Consider the following 20,380-nt stretch of genomic DNA (forward strand, 5'->3'; position numbering starts at 1 on the left):
AAACGTGATATAAACTTCTTTATAATTCTGTGTAATTACCAAGTTTGCTTTTTGTTTTTACAGGAGATGGTTCAGCAGTGTAAATGGTCGAAGAAGGAAAGTTTTATAATCGGAGTGCTTTAATACGATGAAAAGTAGCACCAGGGTTTTAAATATATAGTTGGTAAGGGGGATCAGCATCTGTACCCACCTTATCAATTGTCTCTTGTTAAAAGTATGGCAAACAACGACTATCCATTTAAATCCTCTCTGAATGTTCCTTCCTCTACCATTTGTTCTATATCCTTATTGGTTGCAGCTGTAATTCTTACATCAATCTCTAATGGTTTGGCTCCGCCGAGACACTGAATCACAATCTCCTGCAGTGCTTTCAAAAGTTTAACTTGAAGGTTAAGCGGCATTTCGCCAATCTCGTCCAAAAATAAAGTGCCTCCATTAGCTTCTTCCAACAACCCTTTTTTTCCTTCTTTATTAGCGCCCGTAAAGGCACCGGGTTCGTATCCAAAAAGCTCGGATTCAATAAGTGCTTCAGGTATTGCCCCGCAGTTAACATGAACAATCTGTTTTTTATTCCTGCTGCTTTTTTTGTGTATTAATGACACAATGACTCCTTTGCCAACACCAGATTTTCCTGTTACTAGTTCGGTAGAATCCACTTTTGCAATTTTACCAACCATTTTCATTATCTTCTGCATATTTGGAGAAAAAGAGATAAATTCCTCTGGGTCTTTATTTTGGGACTTCCCTAATTCTACAAGTTCCTCCTGAAAGCTCTCCAATACATGTTGCGTGCGTTCGATTTTATCGCGAAGCTGCCTGATTTCTGTTAATTCCCTTGTTGTAAAAATAATGACCTCAATATTTCCGTCAGAATCAAGAGCCGGATTGCCAATGCAATGTACTGTATGGCCGATTCAGGTTTGTTGAATCATGGAAATGCGCTCTTTCCGTTCCTTTACTATAGGAAAAAGAGAGGGAGATAATGATCCTTTGGCTAGTTCTTCAGTCGTTTTCGCTACTATTTCAGAGGCTTTCATGCCATAAAATGCTTCCCCAGCAGGATTAACCCGAAGTACTGTGCCATTTCCGTCCGTAACAAAAATTTCACCAAAACAGAAATCGATAATGGTTTCCAATTCCTGATTTAATTTTTATGTAATGATTTAGCTGATTATTTTCCATTACATTCACTCGCAACGATCTTTAGATTAATAAAGTAAGGCATTTGTATGGAAATCATAGTATAACCAGTTACAACAACAATTCATAATATTTTGAACTATGAATAATAATGTACTGATGCATTATCTATAATGCCCTAAATCATTAACCATCTATAAAATGCTAATGCCATAGTGTTTAGGTTTTTGGCATAAAAATTGCATCTTTCTTATAATAACTCATCTTATAAATGAGCGTTAAAAAGGGGGAATAGGGTTGATCATGTATAATAAGGAAACAATTACGAAGCTGAATGAATTAGATAGAAAGCATTATTTGCATCCAACATCATCGCTGAAGCAGCATCAGGAAAGCGGCCCCAAGCGGATTTTTACAGAAGGAAAGGGGATTTATCTGACTGATGTAAATGGTAATCAATATATTGATGCTCTTGCATCCCTGTGGAATGTAAATATCGGGCATGGGAGAAAAGAACTTGGTGAGGCAGCCAGTCAGCAGATGGGTAAACTTGCTTATAGCTCATCATTTAATAATCTATCCCATGAAACGGTCATTCAATTGTCAGAGAAGCTTGCAAGTATGACGCCCGGTGATTTGAACGTTTTCTTTTACACGTCGGGGGGATCCGAATCTAATGATACTGCATTTAAACTTGTACGCCATTATTGGAAAATGAAAGGACAGCCGGAGAAAAAGAAGATTATTGGATTGGAGCGAGCATACCACGGAATCACTATGGGGGCGACAAGCGCAACCGGAATTCCGCAATTTCACAATATGACTACATCCATTTCACCGGACTTTCTCCATGCTGCAGCGCATAAAACAAATTGTGAATTGGGGGACAAGAGTGATCCTGATTATTTTAGAAGTATAAGAGGCATTATTGAAAAAGAAAGTCCGGAAACAATTGCTGCGATAATAGTTGAACCGATACAAGGAGCCGGAGGGGTCATCATTTCTCCGGATGGGTATTTAGAAGCAGTCCGCAAACTTTGTGATCAATATGGAATTCTTATGATAGCTGATGAAGTAATTTGCGGGTTCGGCCGTACGGGGAAAATGTTCGGGGTAGATAATTGGAATGTTGTGCCTGATATCATGTGTATGGCAAAGGGGATTACAAGCGGCTATATTCCATTGGGTGCTGTTGCTATGACTGAGCGATTAAGGGATAATCTCGCAGCAGTATCGAATGATGTTTTATTTCATGGATTCACATATAGCGGTCATCCAACGGCTTGTGCTGTCGCATTAAAAAATATTGAAATTTTGGAAAGAGAAAATTTGGCCGACAATAGCAGACAAATGGGTCCAGAGCTATTGAAAGGGCTTAAATTTTTGGAAGATAAGCACACCATCGTGACAAAATCACGGGTAAAGGGATTGCTGGGTGCATTTGAATTATTCGAGGATAGAGAACAGGGAATTCCTTTCAATCCTGAAAAAATGGCTGCGCCAAAACTAGTTGAAGAATGCCTTTCTCGAGGTTTGATCGTTCGGGCAGTTACTTTCGGCGGAACAAACATTATTGCACTATCTCCACCGCTGATCATTACAAAGGAAGAAATCGAAAAAATTACGCTGATTCTTTCTGAAGCCATTCAAGCTGTTAAAAATAATTTGAAATTTCAAAATGCATGATGGTTAATAAATGTATTGTCTGCTAGTTCCAAGTTAGTTGAAGATAACGGTATGCCTATTCCTTAATGGGGTAGGCATGTCAATTAAATTCTGAATATTTTTACTTTTACGAATCTAAAAAAGGAATCATCCAAAAGGTAGCGAAATAGATTTTACCAAAATGATAGGAGGTAAATGAATGAGCGCACAAGGATTTATAAAGACCCTTGGAAATAGAGACGTTCTAACTCTTGCTTTTGGAGCGATGATTGGCTGGGGTTGGGTTGTAACAGTCGGACTTTGGATCACAGAAGCGGGTTCACTAGGGGCAATTTTCGCTTTTGCAATTGGAGGTTTGCTTGTTACATTCGTTGGTTTAACCTATGCAGAATTGGCGTCAGCCCTGCCATTGGCTGGGGGAGAGCATGTATATAGTTATAAGGCGATGGGCAGGGGTGCCAGTTTCATAACTACATGGGCCATTATTTTAGGTTATGTATCGGTAGTAGCTTTTGAAGCTGTTGCTTTTCCTACTGTTTTTGAGTATTTGTTCCCTAACTATGGCAGGGGCTATTTATACACAATAGCCGGTTGGGATGTTACACTCACCTGGGCTGGAGTTGGTATCATAGGATCAATCATTATTGCCTGGATTAATTATCGCGGAATTAAATTTTCGACTGCAGCTATGTTTATTCTGACATTATTAATTCTTATTGCAGGGGTATTATTGATAACAGGAAGTACGGTATCAGGAAATAGCCAGAATATGCAGCCGCTGTTTGAAACTGGAATGGCAGGAATCTTAACAGTTGTGATCATGACGCCATTTATGTTTGTTGGATTTGACGTTATTCCTCAGGCTGCGGAGGAAATTAAACTTCCGCAGAAACAAATTGGTAAGTTATTAATCGTATCGGTCATCCTTGCAATCGTTTGGTACATTTCCGTTATATTTGGTGTTTCACGGATTTTAAGTCCTTCTGAAATTGCTGAATCCAATCTTGTGGCTGCTGATGCGATGGCCAAAGCCTTCGGAGATAGTAAAATGATGGCTAATGTTCTTGTTCTTGGAGGAATTGGCGGAATTTTAACAAGCTGGATCGGATTTTATGTTGGCGGAAGCCGTGCCATTTATGCGCTTGCAAACGCGGGCATGTTGCCTAAATTTTTAGGGGAATTGCATCCAAAGTATAATACGCCTCATAAAGCAATCTTGTTAATCGCAGTATTATCTACTGCAGCGCCATTGTTAGGCCGTCCCGCATTAGTGTGGTTAGTAGATGCAGGGGGACTGGGTTTGGTTGTAGCATGGTTTATGGTTGCGCTATCCTTTGTTATTTTGCGGAAAAAAGCCCCATCCATGCACCGGCCGTTACGTCTTCCAGGTGGTACAGCGATTGGATGGATTGCAGTTTTCATGTCATTAGGAATAAGTGTGCTTTACATGCCAGGTATGCCATCAGCCCTTATTTGGCCTTATGAATGGGCAATTGTATTTTTATGGGCAATCTTAGGGTTTGCTTTTTATAAAATATCTACTGCAAAATATGGAAAAGCTTATTCAGATAAACATATGAATGATGAAATTGCCAGGGTTATAAAATATGATGATGTAAAAGATTTGGAGGAAAAGAGCAGCTAAAACAAAAAGTGGAAATCAGCTCTTAAGGGATTGGTAATAACCAGATTATTATGCTGGCGGAGGCTGTCGAGCAACTCTCGACAGCCTTTATTTTTTTCTATTCACTTTTTCCACCAATAACGAATTGTTTCTATAGTGTCAAGTCGAATAGGTTAGAATAATCGCCGGATACATTTGTTAAGTTAAAGCAGATAAGCTATTGGATTTTTTACTTCCCTTTTTATCTTCACCTATATATAATTCCATTATTTATGGACAAATTAAGCCTAATGGAGGTGAGCTATATGTCTGAGAAAGAGTATGTAAACGTAAGCCTTGGCGGAAAGTCACCAAAAGGGGTAAAAGGGATTGACCGGAATTATGAGAACAAAGAAGCAAAGAAAAACGCAAATAAAACTCCAAAAGTGGATTTATAATTTTGATAAACACTCTCTTGCAATAGAGGGTGTTTTTAGTTCAACTTGAAGAAAAATTGTTTGAAAATTGTAACGCAGCAATAAACAATAATGTGGGTAATTGTAGCGGTATAGATTCAGCTGCCGTCCTTAACTGAATATGCGTTTGCAAAATTCGATATAATATAAAACTAGTTCTTATTCCACTATTCTATTTCATATGTATTTGTTTCTCTTTCCCAAACGATTTTAGTATCAACCGTTTCAATTTCAGGCATTAACTTTTTCCTTCATAATACTTCCATATTAAACAGCTTCTAAACTTTCCCGTTAGTATTTGGAATTTCTTTAAGGTGGCCAATATTTCTAAATACAACTTATTTTTATTAGGGGAAAGTATGAAGAGTCATTGCTTTGTCAACCTTGATGTATTCAACAGACTCTATTCAATTCCACAAGAACAAATGATGATCACTTCTTTGAAGGAGGCAAACTACTACTCTTAATATATGATTTTCTAGAATAGCGGTTTTTGCCAATAGTTCTGGAATGGGTGAACAATATTTCCGCTCATTTCCCTGCTGCACTATAATCTACCATCACAAAAGAACTATTATTAATTTCTTTTAAATTTAATTAAATCTCACCACTTACTCCCTAAAATAAAAAAGCGCTATGTGCGCTTCTTGAAATTTCAAATTATTGAATTTGACGATAAAGTCCAATGACCTTGCCAAGTATGGAGACATTTCGAAGAATAATAGGATCCATGGTTGAATTCTCTGGCTGAAGGCGGAAAAAATCCTTCTCCTTAAAGAATCTCTTTACAGTGGCTTCGTCTTCTTCTGTCATTGCTACTACTATTTCACCGTTATTGGCGGTCTGCTGCTGGCGGACTATGACAAAGTCCCCGTCTAGAATGCCTGCTTCAATCATACTGTCCCCCATAATCTCGAGCATGAACACATGTTCGTCTTGTGGAGCCAAGTGCTCTGGAAGAGGAAAGTATTCTTCAATGTTCTCAACCGCTGTAATAGGCAGTCCTGCGGTAACTTTTCCGAGTAGCGGAACGCTGACGACATTGCTTCTTGGAATCGTACTCGCCTCATCCAGATCCAGCACCTCAATTGCACGAGGTTTTGTTGGATCTCTTCTTATTAACCCCTTGCTTTCAAGCCGCGCTAGATGTCCATGGACAGTAGAACTGGAAGCAAGCCCTACAGCCTCGCCGATCTCTCTCACAGAAGGCGGATAACCTTTCTTTCTGACTTCTTCTTTTATAAAACCAAGTATATCTTGCTGTCTCTTGGACAATTTAGTCAATTTTCAAGCACCCCAATCTCCGATATCTTACTTTTAGTATAGCATGGAAAAACAAGGGATACAAACATAAGTTCGAATTTTTATTGACACAAAACAAATGTTCGGTTTATAATATCGGTATACTAAACGAACAAATATTCGGTCGTTTAAAAAGGAGATTTGAACATGCGAAAATTATGTAGAAGTCATTCAAATACTTTGGTGTTAATTTGCCTTTCTTTACTTTTCTCGTTTTTTTTAACAATCGATTTTTCAAAAGAAGATAAAGAACACTTTCAGATGGTGAAGGTATCTCCCGGGGATACTTTATGGGATATCGCAGGTCAATATGAAACCGCATCTTTAACACGAGACGAAATAATTAAATGGATAGAAAAACATAATCAAGTAGAAGGCGGACTAATTCGCCAAGGGCAGGAGTTACGAGTACCGGTAATAAACGATAATCAGACCGGGGACCTTGCCGGAGACTTTTAAAAGGGATTGATATAATGAAAGCTGTTATTTACTGCAGGGTGAGCACCGAAAAAGAATCTCAGGAATCTTCGCTCGAGCGGCAGGAAGCTGAGCTTATAGAGCTCGCAGAAAGGCTTGAGCTTGATATAGCAGGCATAATAAAAGAACAGGCGAGCGGATTTGAACTGGATAGAGACGGTATCTTTCAACTGCTTGAACTAATCCGGGAAAAGGATGCGGACGCCGTTCTGGTTCAGGATGAAACGAGACTGGGAAGAGGGAATGCTAAAATAGCTCTGTTTCATGTCATACTAAAAGAGAATGCAAAAATCTTTTCGCTCGCACATGAAGGCGAGCTGGAACTTTCAGATTCCGATTCAATGGTCCTGCAAATAGTAGGAGTTGTTGAGGAATACCATAGGAAATTACATAATATTAAAATTAAGCGAGGAATGCTTAGGGCAATTGACAAAGGGTATCAGCCCGTTAAAAATTTAAAAAACCGCGGCAATCCAGGTGGACGTGAGCGCAAAGAAATACCGATAGAGGAAATTGTCCGTCTGAGGGGAAATGGATTAACCTTCGCAGAAATCGCTGCAACCTTAAGAGGATTTGGTTATGATATATCCAAAGCTACTGTTAATAGACGGTATCTTGAGTTTGCAATGAAAGAAAATCGCAAGTCATAGAACTTGTTTTTTTCGTTATTTTTATATAATATGGCAATATGAAAAATCCAAAAGGAGCGATTGCCATGCTTTCAAAGGAAAAGATCGCCCGCATTAATGAGCTCTCTCGCAAATCTAAAGACACTGGATTAACGAAAGAAGAGGCGAAGGAACAAACAAAATTAAGAAGTGAGTATTTGCAGACATTTAGACAATCTATGTCTAATACGCTTGAAAATGTCACAATTATTGACCCGGAAGGAAATGACGTCACTCCGGAAAAAATAAAACAACTTAAGCGGAATAAAAAGAATTTGCATTAATTTTTATGCACAGGAAGAGAGTACACTTGAATGTATTCTCTTTTTTTGTTTATCCTAAGGAAGATTTAGGTCGCTGCCTTATCAAAATATTTATTATGTCAACATTTTGAATCGTAGTATTTATTTTAGTTGTCAATATAGTTTAAGAACTATAATATAAAAAAGGAAAGGCTATCTCAGGAAAGGATGTTGTGCATGTTAAATAAGATTGATGATCTTTCAATTGCAACAATTAGAACACTATCAATAGACGCGATAGAAAAGGCGAATTCCGGTCATCCCGGTTTGCCAATGGGTGCTGCGCCAATGGCATATACCCTTTGGACAAGGTTTATGAACCATAATCCTCAAAACCCTGATTGGTTTAACAGGGACCGTTTTGTTTTATCAGCGGGGCATGGGTCTATGCTGCTTTACAGCCTACTTCACTTATCAGGTTACGGAGTTGGGATGGAAGATATTAAAAACTTCCGCCAATGGGGCAGCAAAACCCCTGGGCATCCTGAATTCGGGCATACTCCGGGTGTAGATGCAACTACCGGACCTCTTGGACAAGGAATTGCAATGGCAGTTGGTATGGCAATGGCAGAACGCCATTTAGCTGCAACATACAATACTGATAAATTTAATGTAGTCGACCATTTTACATACAGCATTTGTGGTGATGGAGATTTACAGGAGGGTGTTTCTGCTGAAGCGGCTTCCCTTGCAGGTCATCTTCAGCTTGGCAAGCTGATCGTTCTATATGATTCAAATGATATTACCCTTGACGGAGAGCTTAACAAATCATTCAGTGAAAGCGTAGCTGACCGCTTTAAAGCATACGGCTGGAATTATATCAGAGTCGAAGATGGTAATGATATTGCCGAAGTAGCAAATGCTATTGAAAAAGCAAAATCTGACACCTCTAGGCCAACTCTTATTGAAGTGAAAACTATTATTGGATATGGCTCTCCGAACCGTTCAGGAACATCTTCCGTTCATGGGGCTCCACTCGGTGAAGATGAAATGAAACTGACCAAGGAGTTTTATAACTGGACATTTGAGCAGGATTTCCATGTTCCAGAGGAAGTTTATGCCTATTTTAAAGAAACAGTTGCAGAATCCGGCAGCAAGAAAGAAGAAGAGTGGACAAGATTATTCAATCAGTACAAAGAAGCCAATCCAACACTTGGTGAGCAGCTGGAGGCTGCAATCAAAGGCCAGCTTCCTGAGGGTTGGGATAAGGACATCCCAGTTTATGAAGAAGGGAAAAGTGTTGCCTCCCGCGCTTCAAGCGGAGAAGTCCTCAATGCAATCGCTAAAAATCTTCCATCCTTCTTTGGTGGATCTGCTGACCTAGCTGGATCAAATAAAACCGATATTAAAGGTGCTGGTGATTTTCTCCCAGGAGAATACAGCGGACGAAATATCTGGTTTGGAGTCCGTGAATTTGCAATGGGAGCAGCCCTTAACGGAATGGCTCTGCATGGAGGTCTAAAGGTATTTGCCGGAACTTTCTTCGTATTTTCGGATTACCTGCGTCCAGCGATACGCCTGGCAGCCCTTATGAATTTGCCTGTTACCTATGTCTTCACACATGATAGCATTGCTGTTGGTGAAGATGGTCCAACCCATGAGCCAATTGAGCAGCTTCCTGCCCTAAGAGCAATGCCAAATCTTAGTGTGATTCGCCCTGCTGACGGCAATGAAACTGCGGCTGCATGGAAGGTCGCTATGGAATCCAAGGATCGTCCAACTGCGTTGGTACTAACACGCCAGAACCTACCTACCCTGGCATCTACAGCTGAAAAAGCGTATGAAGGGGTATCAAAAGGAGCTTATATTGTTTCAGCTTCAGGAAAAGAACAGGCAGATGCACTGCTGCTTGCTAGTGGCTCAGAGGTTGGCCTCGCGGTTGAAGCACAGAAAGCACTCTCCGCTGAAGGCATTGATGTTTCTGTTATCAGCATGCCAGCCTGGGATCGTTTTGAAGAACAGTCAAAGGAATATAAGCAGAGCGTTATTTCTCCGGCAGTCAAAAAACGCCTGGCTATCGAGATGGCGGCTCCTCTTGGGTGGGACCGTTACACTGGTGACGAAGGAGATATTCTAGCCATCAATACCTTCGGCGCTTCTGCACCTGGTGAAAAGATCATGCAAGAATACGGCTTTACCGTTCAAAATGTTGTTTCGCGCGTAAAAGCTTTACTTAATAATTAGGCATCCAATCAATCGGAGCTGACTGCTTGTCTCCCCTTATGAGGAACAAGCGGTAAGCCCGTTTTTTTTATATAGAGGTTCAAGGGATCATAGCCAAAAATTCTCCATTTAGGATGACATAAGCTGTAAATTTACAGTTTCTTTAAAAAGGGGTATAGTAAAAGAAAGATAACTATCAGAAAATTTCTAATTCGACAAAAAAAGAAAATATTTTTTTCAAAAACCAACATATCTTTCCGGTTTTCGTCTATATAATAATAGAAAAGCTTGGCAAGGAGGCGGTTATATGCGAAACTATCTTATTTACCTAATAGAAGAAGAATTTGCCCGCCATTATTACGGCAGAGAAAAAATATTCTTTAATCTGTTTTTTGAGCATACTCTTGCATACGGACCAAAAAAAGATATTTTGCAAAAGCAAATTGACTTTGTGACTAAGCCTATACCTACCTTGCATATCCAGAAATTGTTTGAACAGCTCTCCGTTGGCAGAAAGGATTTTTCATTCCAAAAAGGGGTATATTATATAGAAAAGAAAAATGGCAGAAGCAAAGCAACTCTAACCCTGCATCAAAAACATATGGCCCTAAAGGCAGAAGGCAATTTTGAAGCAGAGACATCCTTTTTTGAAAACATTCGAAAATGCGAGCCTTGCTTTTTGGCACTGGATCTTGAAAATCGGCGATATGGCTGGCTGAAGCCTATCAAAGAAAGAAAATTTGTGTAAACAGAGGAAATCATGCGGTGTATATTGTATAATATCCCTTGGTCTAGTACACTGTATGATAGACAACACGAAGGAGGAAGTAATATGTGGGAAATCATTCTAGCTAGTATTCTGGCTCTCGTTGTCGGAATTGCGCTAGGGTTTTTCATTGCTCGCCGTTATATGATGAGCTACCTGAAGAAAAATCCGCCAATTAATGAACAAATGCTGAAAATGATGATGATGCAGATGGGTATGAAACCATCGCAAAAGAAAATCAATCAAATGATGAGCCAGATGCAGAAAGCACAAAAATAATTTAAGTGCTGATAAGCTTGATATATAGGTCTTTTTCATAGGATTCAATCATTTGATGAAAGCGAAATTGTACTTTTGAAAATTACTTAGAGTGAATTTTTCTACGTATTTTCAATCTATTTTGCTTAATTTTTCTTTTTCTTAAAAAATGCTATCTTTTCTGATGAAAAATTCAGACGAGGTGGCATTTTTTTATGGAGTTAGAAGATGTTCTTGAAGAGTATTTGTACCATTGTATGGCTAAAGGTTATTCAAATAAGACAATGATCAATAAAAGGCAAGAATACAAGCAGATAAAACAATTCCTTAAAGAAAAGCGTGGAATATCGGAACTAGAAAGTATTACTACTTACGATTTAAAGGCTTACATAAGGGAAAAGCAGAAAGCAGGATTACAACCACAAAGCATTGTTTCCATGTGGAAAATGGTTGCTGCATTCTTTAATTGGTGTGAAAGAGAAGGCTATCTCAAAGAGAGTATTATTAAAAAGGTCGACATTCCAAAGGTTCCAAAGAAAGTGTTGAAGGGTTTCACTGTTAAGGACGTTCAAGAAATGATTGATGCATTTTCCTTTAGGAACTATATTGAGACACGTAATAAAGCTATTATCGCAATGTTAGCGGATTGTGGTCTAAGAGCAATGGAAATCAGAGGGTTACAGTCCGTAAATGTGAAGGATACTACTATTTTAGTAAATGGAAAAGGTAATAAAGAACGGATTGTTTTTATTAGTCCGGCATTGAAACGGATCTTAATAAAGTATGAGCGAATCAAAAAGCAGTATTTTAAAGAAAAAATCATTCAAAATAATTATTTTTTAACCTATACAGGAACCGGAATATCACATGTAGGATTGGATAATGTCATAAAAGAGGCTGGAAAGAGGGCAAGTATCACCGGGAAGAGGGTTAGTCCACATAGCTTTCGTCATTTCTTTTCAGTCCAAAGCCTTACTGCAGGCATTGATGTGTATAGTCTTTCGAGGCTTCTCGGACACGGTGATATATCCGTTACACAGAGGTACTTGCAATCCTTGAGTGATGATCAATTGTTAGAAAAAGCAATATCATCAAGCCCATTAATGAATATAAGTAGATAAAAAAAGCTCATCCAATTAATGACAATTATTAATAAGAAAGAACTAAAAATAAAATTAAAAGACGCACCCACGCCAATGGGTACGCCTAGCTAAAAAATATCCGATAAATAAATTTTAGCAAAAAAATTGACTTGTGACAAGTCTATTTGTCATGCAATTTTTTTGGGCAAGCGTCTCTCAAGGGAGAGATAATTTTGAAATCAGGGAATATAGAGACATTTGCACATTACTCACATTTTAATAATGTGCGTTTATTTAATAATGCACTTGAACAATGGTTATTAGATATTCATCAAAACAAATTACTAACAAAGTCTGAAATTATTGCGCTAAAGCAGCTATCTAAATTTGCATGTAAATATCCAGGTGTTTCAAATGTGAAGATTGGAACGCTTCTTTCAGCCTGTTTTGAAAAAGGAAAGGAAATTAGCAGATCCACTTTCGAGCGTATGTTGAGGAAAGCAAAAGCTATCGGTCTAATTAATGTGATTAATACCATGAAAAACGGTAGAAAGGGTCATAACGTTTATGTTTTCTTGCCTTATTCCCCAGTTACTGATTCTCTATCTAATCAGTCTGAAGTATTGAAAGATGAGAAAATTGAAGTATTAAAAGAAACTGTTAATCCTTCTGAATCTAACAACAAAAATAATAATAAACGTACTATAGCGCTTGATTACGAATTTGTATCTGATCGAGTTCCACAAGAATTTGTATCGCTAACCAAATATATCTTCAATGACTTCAAAGTGATCGAGAAACTATGGTCAAAAGTAAGCATAGCAGCCTATAAGCATTGCTATGAGAATGACCCAACACTTATCCTTGATATCGGTTTAAGTAGCCTAAAACAGCTTATAAGAGCCCTAAAAGTAAAGCAAGTACGGGATAAGTATGCCTATTTTTATGGGACTCTTATCAAGAAATTCCAGGATCAATACTTTAAGGAATTATTTATACTTGGCGAATCTAGACAATAAAAAAGACGGATCATTTTCCGTCTTCCTTTCCATGTTCAATTGCTAAAATATCATTAAAATCATTTATTTCTAAAGTTTCCATTACTTTAAGTAAGTTTGATAATTGAATCCGGTCATACTTGTTATTGATTAAATGACTTACTGTAGCTTCACGTAATCCTGAATCTTCAGCAAACTCTTTTTGATTTTTGTTCCTGTTTTTAAGGTGTTTATCTAGTGTAACAATAATCCTTTTCCCCATGTACCAACGACTCCCAATGTCTCATTTTCTTTATTGTATCATTAAAAATAGTGTAATTTAAGTATTGACTATAATTACGGATTACTGTAATGTGTAATTATAGAAGTGAGACAAGCTGAAAGGAGGGACAAGCTCTGAAACAGGTTAAATTCTTCTTGGATTTAGGATATAAACATTTCACATTGCCAGCATTGCTACTCGATGAAAAGGAAGAAGAACTGTTTGTAATTTATATTAATGAAGATTTTGTTTGGTTAGCCAAGGTTGAATTGTTAAAAGAAAACATTTATAAAACTGAAGAAGTTACAAGGGGTTTAGGTGAAAGTAATGGGCATAGCAATACAGACTTCGAGTTTCTTCAAAAGGTTGTTGACCACATGAAAAATATGTCTGTGCTCGATTATGTGAAGAATAATCAGTACGAATTTGATTTTGAACACTTTAATGTTACAGAAGGTATTCAATAACAAAAAGGCTCTCTGGATGGGGAGCCTCAAAAAATAAAAACTAAGTCACAATATGTGACAGGGGGAGCTACATAAAATGGAGAAATTTATTAACGGACAAGTATTGGTGGATCTTTTCACATTATCTAAGATGGGGAACCAAGAGTTCAAGGATCAATTTGAAACATTTATCACTGCAGAGTTAGCACTTGTTATGCCAGATGGAAGCAAAAGGGTATTTGAAATAGGGGAAATCCTAAAGGCAGAATTTCAGTCATTTGATGAACACGGTATTGAAATTATCGAAGATGCTGATCAAGTTCTTTAATTCGGAGGCTAATATGAGAATCATAGCTAGGCATTGGTTGAGTTTATCGGATGAAGAGAAAAGTCGTATGTTGATGTGGATTACAAAACATAAATAATGATAATAGTGATGTCTAGCTGCTAATAAAAGTTAGCAGTTTTTCTTGTCGGAAATTGACGAAACTATTATCACTAAAAAACCTTGCCAGATTTCAATAAATCAATATAATGGAGAGTGAAAAGGAGGGAAATGCAAAATGGGCATAACCATATTCGGTATACCTTAGTTTGTTGTGATTCAGTTGATTGTTCTTTGATAATTCAATATGCACCATTGCTTAATTCATAGTATATAGATTACGTTGTGAAAAATCAACAACAAATTTAAAGAAATTGATTTTTTTAATGAGATCCACATATGGAACTACCTACAAAGTGTCGGTATGTAAAGTGTACGATGTCGTACTATTCGTAATCAAATACTGATTTTATAGGAATATTTTAGGGAGGTGAAATCATGGACTCAACTTTAACACGTAACCAATTCTTTTACTGTTACAACAAACACGTATCTGATTTCCTAACAAGTCAGGGGGTAAATTACATCCATATCGCAATGGAGCCAAAGAGTCAGAAGCTATACTCTTTGTACCACATCACAGATCAGTTGCAGGAATCGCTTAAATTATATAAGTTAAACAAATAATCTAATACAAACAAATTCAAATGAAATAATCGGAGGTATGTCAATGAATGATAGTGATAAAAAATCCTTATTTGTAAAAATCCCAACTGGAATAGTAAGGAATGAGGTTCATTGTTTATCAAATGATGAATTTGTAATGTATGCTCGACTTTGCTTCTTGTACTTTCTAGGATATCAGGATAAAGAAATTGAAATTGATCATAAAAAATTAATGCGTTTTCTTAAAATCAATGATACACGGACATTTAAAAAAAGGTTAAACAGCTTATATAAAATAGGTTTAATCCTAAATCAAGTTAATACTTTACCAACAAAAGGAACTATGACCTTAATATTTAACGAAGAAATATACAATAACGATGACCATTTTACGAAAATGTCTACAAGAATCTTTGACTACTGGAGAAATGATCAAATTGACGAATACGCTTTTAGGCAGGTTTTTTATTATAAAAGTCATATCAACATGAATGATAAAGAAAGGGATAGAAGTTATTGTTTTGTCGGTTATGAATTCTTGGCGAAACGGTTAAAAATTTCAAAATCAAAAGTTGAAGAAGCAAACAAGCAGTTAAAAAAGGCTAAGCTAATTAAAATTAAGAAGCATAATCTTAGCCACAACGGAGAATACAACGATAATGATGAATTAGTTTTTAACAGGTATAACAACCATTATTACGTGGCAAATGAGCTTCATTAACTTGCTAAATCATCTAAGTACTATTTATGCAGAGATAAAAATGAACGTGCAGAGGTAAAGTACTCTTAATGCAGCACTGAGGGTACAGTATATAGAAAGCAATTTAAAATAAAATATACATAATAAGATACAGTATTTTAATTCGCAAAACGAGTTTGCTCATTGAGGAAAATTTTCACCTTCCATCAATTGTTTTGTTTCTGTGTATTAGTATGTCTATTTCCAATACGAAACATCAAATTTGGTCAAGTGATAAATGTTCGTGATTTGGTGGTTTCTATGAAAAACAAATAATCTAATGTTAAGAATGGAGAAGATAAATTATATGACAAATAACAAATCAAATGTTTCCCTGGTAGATAGTTTCGTTGCAGGTCGATTCAGACAGAAGGATTACATTACACCTGATAAATATCATTACTTAATGGAAAAGTGGATTACAGATGAAATGAAAGATATCTATAAGCAACTTGATAAGAGTTTGGATTTACAGGAAAGAAATCAACTATTACACGCATTAATTAACCGCAGTCCATACATAAACGAATTTTTACAAACTAAGTATTATTGTGATCAACAAGTGAAACGTACAGTTTTACCTCAATCAGAAAATGCAGTATTTTCATCTCAATTAGGTCATATGGCTAACTTTTTACTTGATAAGTATGATGAAGTTAACGGTAAGTGGAAGGAATATACCACTTTAACTGCTTATGGTCATGAGAAGGGTAGCAAGCGTAATCTGGAAATAAGCTACGAAGATCCATCGGGCGATGAACAATTTGTAAAAGAAAAAGGTGTGGTATACGTTAATACTCTTCATGATGCTATGGGGCAGACTGGAACAAATTATCGGCTGAGTGAGGAAAAGAAACGTGAAATTAGAAAACAGTATTTAATTGCAAATTTGGATAAGTACCCTGAGCTTAAAGAGGCATATGTTAATTGGCTGGAATTTGGAAAGGCATATGGTTTCTCTGATGATTATTCCAAAGAGCAGCAAAAGCAAATACAACTTAAGCACATAGAAACGTTAAAGGGTAGTAATCATCCTTTATCATCCTCCAAGCGGTTGTATAAGCTAAGAGAAATGTATAATCACGTGGGGTATGAATTGTCGGTTATGATGAAGCAATTAGGCGATTCGATTGAAACCAAGACTTATAGTAATCCGGTCGATACAAATAATGCTGTCATTGAATTGGCAAAGGAATTAAGTTTATCTGATCCTAACCATGTGAGGGCATTATTGAGTTATCAAAGTGCAACTGGTTATGAACGTAGGTTAGAGGATTTCCCGTTGTTTAAGATGCTTTCTGATAAGCATATAGGGGATATAGACAGTCCGTTATATGAGGTAATACATAAGTTTATTAAAGTAGTAACAGAGGCTGATTTAAGCCTAATGGAACGTGAGATAGTTCACCTGATAATGAATGATACTCAAATACATAACAATCCAGCAATGGATAGAATGATTAATCCATATAAAAACATAGCGTTATACATAAACGAGAAATACAATAAGCAATTTGATAAGAGAAGTTTACTACATAACATTAATCATAAAATTGTCCCTGTGTTAGTTGGGACTTATAGAGACATAGAAAATGGAGTTACGAAGAAGAAGTGTAATAGATGTAAAGAGCATAAATTTGCATCGGAAACAAACTACGGAAAGGATAGGAAGGCGCTTAAATCCATCTGCAAGAAGTGTGCAGCGAAAAAAGAAGGAAAAAGAAAACAAATCGTTTGACTTTAGTATTAAATATAGGTTATATTTAAATATTACATAAAACTACGACAATGTATAAGATATAATTACACTACTTGTCTATTAATAATGAGAGGGTAATACCTCTCCTTCTCCCTTATCTTTGAACAGTGAAAACTGTTCTATTTTTTTGGGGAATTGAGGTTATAAATTATGTGTTATGAAGAGTTAAACTTAGTTTCAAAGTTGAAGGTGTACATGGTACTGAATGATATTAATCAGTCTGAGCTGGGGAGACTCCTGAATGTATCGCAGCCAGTTATCAGTAGAGTCTTAAATAAGACTAAACCTTCTGCTCAGCTTGAGAAACGTATACGCAAATTAATTAATGACATGAATATATAGGTTACTAAGGCATCGATCAATTAGGTCGGTGTCTTTTTGTATTTATAAATAGAATCTTAGGGGGAAGTAAAATGGCAAGAGGAAGAAAAAAATATCCGCCAAATGAAGTTGAGTTTGTTGGAGATTTAGTTTATATCCACTTACGAGGCAAGCATGGAGAGGGTAGAGTAGCAATAACCGATTTAGCTAGTTATTTAAAGTTTAATCTTGATAATTACGTATGGGTTGGTGTTAAGGGTAATAAAACTTATTATGCACATGCTCGTGATACCGAGAACAAATGTGATATTAGAATGCATAGAGTAATCTCTAGGAACACAACAAAGTACCATACTGATCACAAAGATAAGAATGGATTGAATAATTTACCTGGAAATTTACGTATCTGTGATGCGACTGAAAATAATTTTAATACAGGCACTAGGCGAGATAACACAACAGGGTATAAAAATGTTACTCGTAATGCAAATAAGTTTGTTTGCCAGGTGAGGATTAAAAAGCATAAATGGTATATGGGGCGTTATGGAACTGTAGAAATGGCTGCTGAAGCTTATAACTACTGTATGAGGTTTATATCGCCTGAGTTTACTTTGTTTAATGAGATACCTGAAGGAAGTTTGACTAGTGAACAAATAGAGCTGGTACATAATAAAGTTAATCAACAGTTGGAAAAAGTGTTTGGTAGTAAATTAGATCCTAAATTGAATGTATTTGATTATACGGATATTAAGGAAGAAAAAATAACAGAAAAGAAATTACTTAAGATTAGTTAAATTAAATAACTACATAAATTTTCCATATTCAAAGGATATACTCTTTTCTTGTCGAATTAAGTAGACAGGAAGGGAGGGTATTAAAATGACCATAGGATTATCTAAAACGGAAATCATTGCTAAATTAAATGAAAATGAAGATATAGTTTCTGACGAGTTATTTGAAAAAATTGCAGAAATTATTGTGGAAAATAACAAGAAAATTGAAAAAGAAATTACTAAAGTAGTTAGTGGAGACTTATTAAAAAAAATAAGAAGATAAGTGATTCACCAAGCAGTCCGTCAATCGATGGGCTGTTTTTTATTTTGATATGGGAGATGTTGAGAATGAAGATATTCTTTGATACTGAATTTACCGGATTACATAAGGATACAACGTTAATTAGTATTGGTTTGGTTAGTGAAGAAGGTCATACTTTCTATGCTGAAATTAATGACTATGATGATACACAAGTTGATGATTGGATTCAGGAAAACGTAATTGATAATTTAAGCATGAATCACTTAATTAAAGAAGAAAGTAAACAAACACATTCAGACGGGTCATTTAGTATGCAAATAAAGAATACTAAAGAAAATGTATCATATCGATTAGGGTACTGGTTAAGTCAATTTAATCAAGTTGAAATGTGGTCAGATTGCCTTTCTTATGACTGGATACTCTTCAATGATTTATTTGGTCATGCTTTTAATATTCCGAAGAATGTTTATTACATACCATTTGATATTTGTACGCTGTTTAAGATGCGTGAAGTAGATCCTGATATTAACCGTGAAGAGTTTGCAGGTATTAAAAACACTGAGGGTAAACATAATGCCTTACATGATGCAAAGGTGATTAAGGCTTGTTATGACAAGTTGACGAGTAGTAAGTTCTTATTGGATCAGTCTGAGAAGATGCTACGTGAAATGTTAATTAAACATACATAAGGATGGTGATTAATATGAGTGAAAATATAGACATTGATGCTCAGAGAGGCACAAAACTTGGACTAACAGGTAAGCAAATAGATATAGCGAGAATACTTGCAGATCCTACAGAAACAAGGACAATTAAGGCTATTTGTGATGACCAAGGAGTGCCAAGAAGGACGTTTTATAATTGGTATTCTAAGCCTGAGTATAAGAAGTATGTGGACAGCCTTATTGATAAATATACTGATGCTGAATTAGGTGGCATTTGGAAGGCTTTAACAAGGAAAGCGCACTCTGGAGATATGGCAGCAATTAAATTGTTCATGGAAATGAAGGGTAAGTACAAAGAGATTAAGGAAATTAAACATAACTTTGAGAATTTAACAGATGAGCAGCTTGATAACCGTCTCCAGGAGTTAATGAAGAAAGTTGGAGATAATTCTTCTATTCAAATTGACATAAAATAAGCGTTTTATCGTTACATAAAACATTTATTAAGTGTAATCTAACAGGCTAAATGTAAAAGGTTGCTATATTAAGGTTTTTATATTACATAAAATTATTACATAAAATATTACATAAAACATTTACATTAATTAATCTCTATTCTATAATGGAATTATAATCCATTATAGGGGGTATTAGTTTTGGAAACTAAAGTAATAGCTTATGCTCGTGTATCAACTCAAGATCAACATTTAGATAGGCAGCTAGAGGCTTTGCAGAAATACGGTTATAACGCATTGATTAAAGAAAAGTACACCGGAACGAAACGGGATCGAGAAGGTTTAAATGATTTAATGGATCGTGTTCAAACAGGAGATACAGTAATCGTTGAATCTATATCTAGATTAGGAAGAAAGACATTAGACATACTTAGTATTGTTGAGGAACTCAAGAATAAAGGTGTTAGATTTGTCAGTCTCAAAGAGAATATGGATACCTCTACACCTACTGGAGATGCAATGTTTAAAATGATGTGTGTTATTGCTGAATTAGAAAGAAACATGATTGCTGAAAGGGTAAAGGAAGGTTTAGAAAGTGCCAAGAAACGTGGTAAAAAGTTGGGTAGACCTAAGTTAGATAATGATAAAATAAGTGTTGCTATGCGCATGTATGACAGCAAAGACTACAGTATAAAAGAAATCATTGAACAGGTTGGTATTTCACAAGGTAAACTATACAAAGAGATTAATAAAAGAAAATTGCAGCAACAAAATTAGGCTATCCAATAATGGGTGGTCTTTTTTATT

24 protein-coding genes are annotated in these 20,380 nt (G+C 36.2%); 20 read left to right on the plus strand and 4 right to left on the minus strand.

Annotation, left to right across the window (positions count from 1 at the left end; genetic code table 11):
- Positions 1-230 precede the first annotated feature (230 nt).
- Positions 231-779 (minus strand): sigma 54-interacting transcriptional regulator, encoded by a 549-nt coding sequence (locus D0469_RS06830; RefSeq protein ID WP_117325892.1) that lies wholly within the window; start codon positions 777-779, stop codon positions 231-233.
- Positions 780-914: 135 nt separating this feature from the next.
- Complete coding sequence (locus D0469_RS06835) at positions 915-1,136, minus strand: PAS domain S-box protein (protein ID WP_117325893.1); 222 nt, start codon at positions 1,134-1,136, stop codon at positions 915-917.
- Positions 1,137-1,443: 307 nt separating this feature from the next.
- Between D0469_RS06835 and D0469_RS06840 the strand changes: the two genes are divergently transcribed.
- From D0469_RS06840 to D0469_RS21855, 3 genes are all read left to right on the plus strand, one after another.
- Positions 1,444-2,826 carry an aminotransferase family protein gene (locus D0469_RS06840; RefSeq protein ID WP_117326028.1) on the plus strand — a complete coding sequence of 461 codons (1,383 nt, stop codon included), beginning with the start codon at positions 1,444-1,446 and terminating at the stop codon, positions 2,824-2,826.
- Positions 2,827-3,004: 178 nt separating this feature from the next.
- Positions 3,005-4,450: an APC family permease gene (locus tag D0469_RS06845; RefSeq protein WP_117325894.1), complete on the plus strand. Its 1,446-nt coding sequence runs from the start codon at positions 3,005-3,007 to the stop codon at positions 4,448-4,450.
- Between the two features lie 284 nt (positions 4,451-4,734).
- Positions 4,735-4,866, plus strand: a complete 132-nt coding sequence (locus D0469_RS21855; RefSeq protein WP_267897290.1) for a hypothetical protein — start codon at positions 4,735-4,737, stop codon at positions 4,864-4,866.
- A 678-nt stretch (positions 4,867-5,544) separates the two neighbouring features.
- Here the strand turns inward: D0469_RS21855 and lexA are convergent.
- The gene (gene lexA / locus D0469_RS06850) at positions 5,545-6,168 is read right to left on the minus strand and encodes a transcriptional repressor LexA (RefSeq protein ID WP_117325895.1); all 624 of its coding nucleotides are present in this window, start codon (positions 6,166-6,168) and stop codon (positions 5,545-5,547) included.
- A 165-nt stretch (positions 6,169-6,333) separates the two neighbouring features.
- Here lexA and yneA point away from each other — a divergent pair, with 165 nt between their 5' ends.
- The 8 genes from yneA (at position 6,334) to D0469_RS06890 (ending at position 12,921) form a co-directional block, all read left to right on the plus strand.
- The gene (gene yneA / locus D0469_RS06855) at positions 6,334-6,645 is read left to right on the plus strand and encodes a cell division suppressor protein YneA (protein WP_117325896.1); all 312 of its coding nucleotides are present in this window, start codon (positions 6,334-6,336) and stop codon (positions 6,643-6,645) included.
- Between the two features lie 14 nt (positions 6,646-6,659).
- Positions 6,660-7,313 (plus strand): YneB family resolvase-like protein, encoded by a 654-nt coding sequence (locus D0469_RS06860; protein ID WP_117325897.1) that lies wholly within the window; start codon positions 6,660-6,662, stop codon positions 7,311-7,313.
- 65 nt (positions 7,314-7,378) lie between these two features.
- A complete protein-coding gene (locus tag D0469_RS06865; protein ID WP_117325898.1) occupies positions 7,379-7,615 on the plus strand; it encodes a DUF896 domain-containing protein in 237 nt (78 codons plus the stop codon).
- A 195-nt stretch (positions 7,616-7,810) separates the two neighbouring features.
- Complete coding sequence (gene tkt, locus D0469_RS06870) at positions 7,811-9,817, plus strand: transketolase (RefSeq protein ID WP_117325899.1); 2,007 nt, start codon at positions 7,811-7,813, stop codon at positions 9,815-9,817.
- Positions 9,818-10,103: 286 nt separating this feature from the next.
- Positions 10,104-10,544, plus strand: coding sequence for a sporulation inhibitor of replication protein SirA (sirA, locus tag D0469_RS06875; protein WP_117325900.1), 441 nt, complete (start codon positions 10,104-10,106; stop codon positions 10,542-10,544).
- Between the two features lie 84 nt (positions 10,545-10,628).
- Entirely contained in the window at positions 10,629-10,841 is a 213-nt protein-coding gene (locus tag D0469_RS06880; RefSeq protein WP_101594075.1) for a YneF family protein, read from the plus strand.
- A 194-nt stretch (positions 10,842-11,035) separates the two neighbouring features.
- Complete coding sequence (locus D0469_RS06885; protein WP_117325901.1) at positions 11,036-11,941, plus strand: tyrosine-type recombinase/integrase; 906 nt, start codon at positions 11,036-11,038, stop codon at positions 11,939-11,941.
- 194 nt (positions 11,942-12,135) lie between these two features.
- On the plus strand, positions 12,136-12,921 hold the full coding sequence (locus D0469_RS06890; protein WP_117325902.1) for a hypothetical protein: 786 nt from the start codon (positions 12,136-12,138) through the stop codon (positions 12,919-12,921).
- 10 nt (positions 12,922-12,931) lie between these two features.
- On the opposite strand, the gene D0469_RS06895 is transcribed toward D0469_RS06890, so the two are convergent.
- Complete coding sequence (locus D0469_RS06895) at positions 12,932-13,162, minus strand: helix-turn-helix domain-containing protein (RefSeq protein WP_117325903.1); 231 nt, start codon at positions 13,160-13,162, stop codon at positions 12,932-12,934.
- 155 nt (positions 13,163-13,317) lie between these two features.
- Here D0469_RS06895 and D0469_RS06900 point away from each other — a divergent pair, with 155 nt between their 5' ends.
- From D0469_RS06900 to D0469_RS06945, 9 genes are all read left to right on the plus strand, one after another.
- The gene (locus D0469_RS06900; RefSeq protein ID WP_117325904.1) at positions 13,318-13,629 is read left to right on the plus strand and encodes a hypothetical protein; all 312 of its coding nucleotides are present in this window, start codon (positions 13,318-13,320) and stop codon (positions 13,627-13,629) included.
- Positions 13,630-13,705: 76 nt separating this feature from the next.
- Positions 13,706-13,936, plus strand: a complete 231-nt coding sequence (locus D0469_RS06905; protein ID WP_117325905.1) for a hypothetical protein — start codon at positions 13,706-13,708, stop codon at positions 13,934-13,936.
- Positions 13,937-14,663: 727 nt separating this feature from the next.
- A complete protein-coding gene (locus D0469_RS06915) occupies positions 14,664-15,320 on the plus strand; it encodes a hypothetical protein (RefSeq protein ID WP_117325907.1) in 657 nt (218 codons plus the stop codon).
- A gap of 325 nt (positions 15,321-15,645) precedes the next feature.
- A complete protein-coding gene (locus tag D0469_RS06920; protein ID WP_117325908.1) occupies positions 15,646-17,076 on the plus strand; it encodes a hypothetical protein in 1,431 nt (476 codons plus the stop codon).
- A 434-nt stretch (positions 17,077-17,510) separates the two neighbouring features.
- Positions 17,511-18,212 carry a hypothetical protein gene (locus D0469_RS06930; RefSeq protein ID WP_117325910.1) on the plus strand — a complete coding sequence of 234 codons (702 nt, stop codon included), beginning with the start codon at positions 17,511-17,513 and terminating at the stop codon, positions 18,210-18,212.
- An 85-nt stretch (positions 18,213-18,297) separates the two neighbouring features.
- Positions 18,298-18,474, plus strand: a complete 177-nt coding sequence (locus tag D0469_RS21005) for a hypothetical protein (protein ID WP_158553376.1) — start codon at positions 18,298-18,300, stop codon at positions 18,472-18,474.
- 65 nt (positions 18,475-18,539) lie between these two features.
- Positions 18,540-19,142 carry a 3'-5' exoribonuclease domain-containing protein gene (locus D0469_RS06935; RefSeq protein WP_117325911.1) on the plus strand — a complete coding sequence of 201 codons (603 nt, stop codon included), beginning with the start codon at positions 18,540-18,542 and terminating at the stop codon, positions 19,140-19,142.
- A gap of 14 nt (positions 19,143-19,156) precedes the next feature.
- Positions 19,157-19,594, plus strand: coding sequence for a phBC6A51 family helix-turn-helix protein (locus D0469_RS06940; RefSeq protein ID WP_158553377.1), 438 nt, complete (start codon positions 19,157-19,159; stop codon positions 19,592-19,594).
- A gap of 180 nt (positions 19,595-19,774) precedes the next feature.
- Positions 19,775-20,350, plus strand: coding sequence for a recombinase family protein (locus D0469_RS06945; protein ID WP_117325913.1), 576 nt, complete (start codon positions 19,775-19,777; stop codon positions 20,348-20,350).
- Positions 20,351-20,380: the final 30 nt, after the last annotated feature.

It is taken from the genome of Peribacillus saganii (assembly GCF_003429095.1).
Classification (GTDB): domain Bacteria; phylum Bacillota; class Bacilli; order Bacillales; family DSM-1321; genus Peribacillus; species Peribacillus saganii.

Excerpts from the sequence above, each read along its gene's own strand:
- D0469_RS06840 (WP_117326028.1), top strand. The coding sequence starts at position 1,444 with ATGTATAATAAGGAAACAATTACGAAGCTGAATGAATTAGATAGAAAG.
- D0469_RS06845 (WP_117325894.1), top strand. The coding sequence starts at position 3,005 with ATGAGCGCACAAGGATTTATAAAGACCCTTGGAAATAGAGACGTTCTA.
- D0469_RS21855 (WP_267897290.1), top strand. The coding sequence starts at position 4,735 with ATGTCTGAGAAAGAGTATGTAAACGTAAGCCTTGGCGGAAAGTCACCA.
- yneA (WP_117325896.1), top strand. The coding sequence starts at position 6,334 with ATGCGAAAATTATGTAGAAGTCATTCAAATACTTTGGTGTTAATTTGC.
- D0469_RS06860 (WP_117325897.1), top strand. The coding sequence starts at position 6,660 with ATGAAAGCTGTTATTTACTGCAGGGTGAGCACCGAAAAAGAATCTCAG.
- D0469_RS06865 (WP_117325898.1), top strand. The coding sequence starts at position 7,379 with ATGCTTTCAAAGGAAAAGATCGCCCGCATTAATGAGCTCTCTCGCAAA.
- tkt (WP_117325899.1), top strand. The coding sequence starts at position 7,811 with ATGTTAAATAAGATTGATGATCTTTCAATTGCAACAATTAGAACACTA.
- sirA (WP_117325900.1), top strand. The coding sequence starts at position 10,104 with ATGCGAAACTATCTTATTTACCTAATAGAAGAAGAATTTGCCCGCCAT.
- D0469_RS06880 (WP_101594075.1), top strand. The coding sequence starts at position 10,629 with ATGTGGGAAATCATTCTAGCTAGTATTCTGGCTCTCGTTGTCGGAATT.
- D0469_RS06885 (WP_117325901.1), top strand. The coding sequence starts at position 11,036 with ATGGAGTTAGAAGATGTTCTTGAAGAGTATTTGTACCATTGTATGGCT.
- D0469_RS06895 (WP_117325903.1), bottom strand. The coding sequence starts at position 13,162 with ATGGGGAAAAGGATTATTGTTACACTAGATAAACACCTTAAAAACAGG.
- D0469_RS06905 (WP_117325905.1), top strand. The coding sequence starts at position 13,706 with ATGGAGAAATTTATTAACGGACAAGTATTGGTGGATCTTTTCACATTA.
- D0469_RS06915 (WP_117325907.1), top strand. The coding sequence starts at position 14,664 with ATGAATGATAGTGATAAAAAATCCTTATTTGTAAAAATCCCAACTGGA.
- D0469_RS06920 (WP_117325908.1), top strand. The coding sequence starts at position 15,646 with ATGACAAATAACAAATCAAATGTTTCCCTGGTAGATAGTTTCGTTGCA.
- D0469_RS06930 (WP_117325910.1), top strand. The coding sequence starts at position 17,511 with ATGGCAAGAGGAAGAAAAAAATATCCGCCAAATGAAGTTGAGTTTGTT.
- D0469_RS21005 (WP_158553376.1), top strand. The coding sequence starts at position 18,298 with ATGACCATAGGATTATCTAAAACGGAAATCATTGCTAAATTAAATGAA.
- D0469_RS06935 (WP_117325911.1), top strand. The coding sequence starts at position 18,540 with ATGAAGATATTCTTTGATACTGAATTTACCGGATTACATAAGGATACA.
- D0469_RS06940 (WP_158553377.1), top strand. The coding sequence starts at position 19,157 with ATGAGTGAAAATATAGACATTGATGCTCAGAGAGGCACAAAACTTGGA.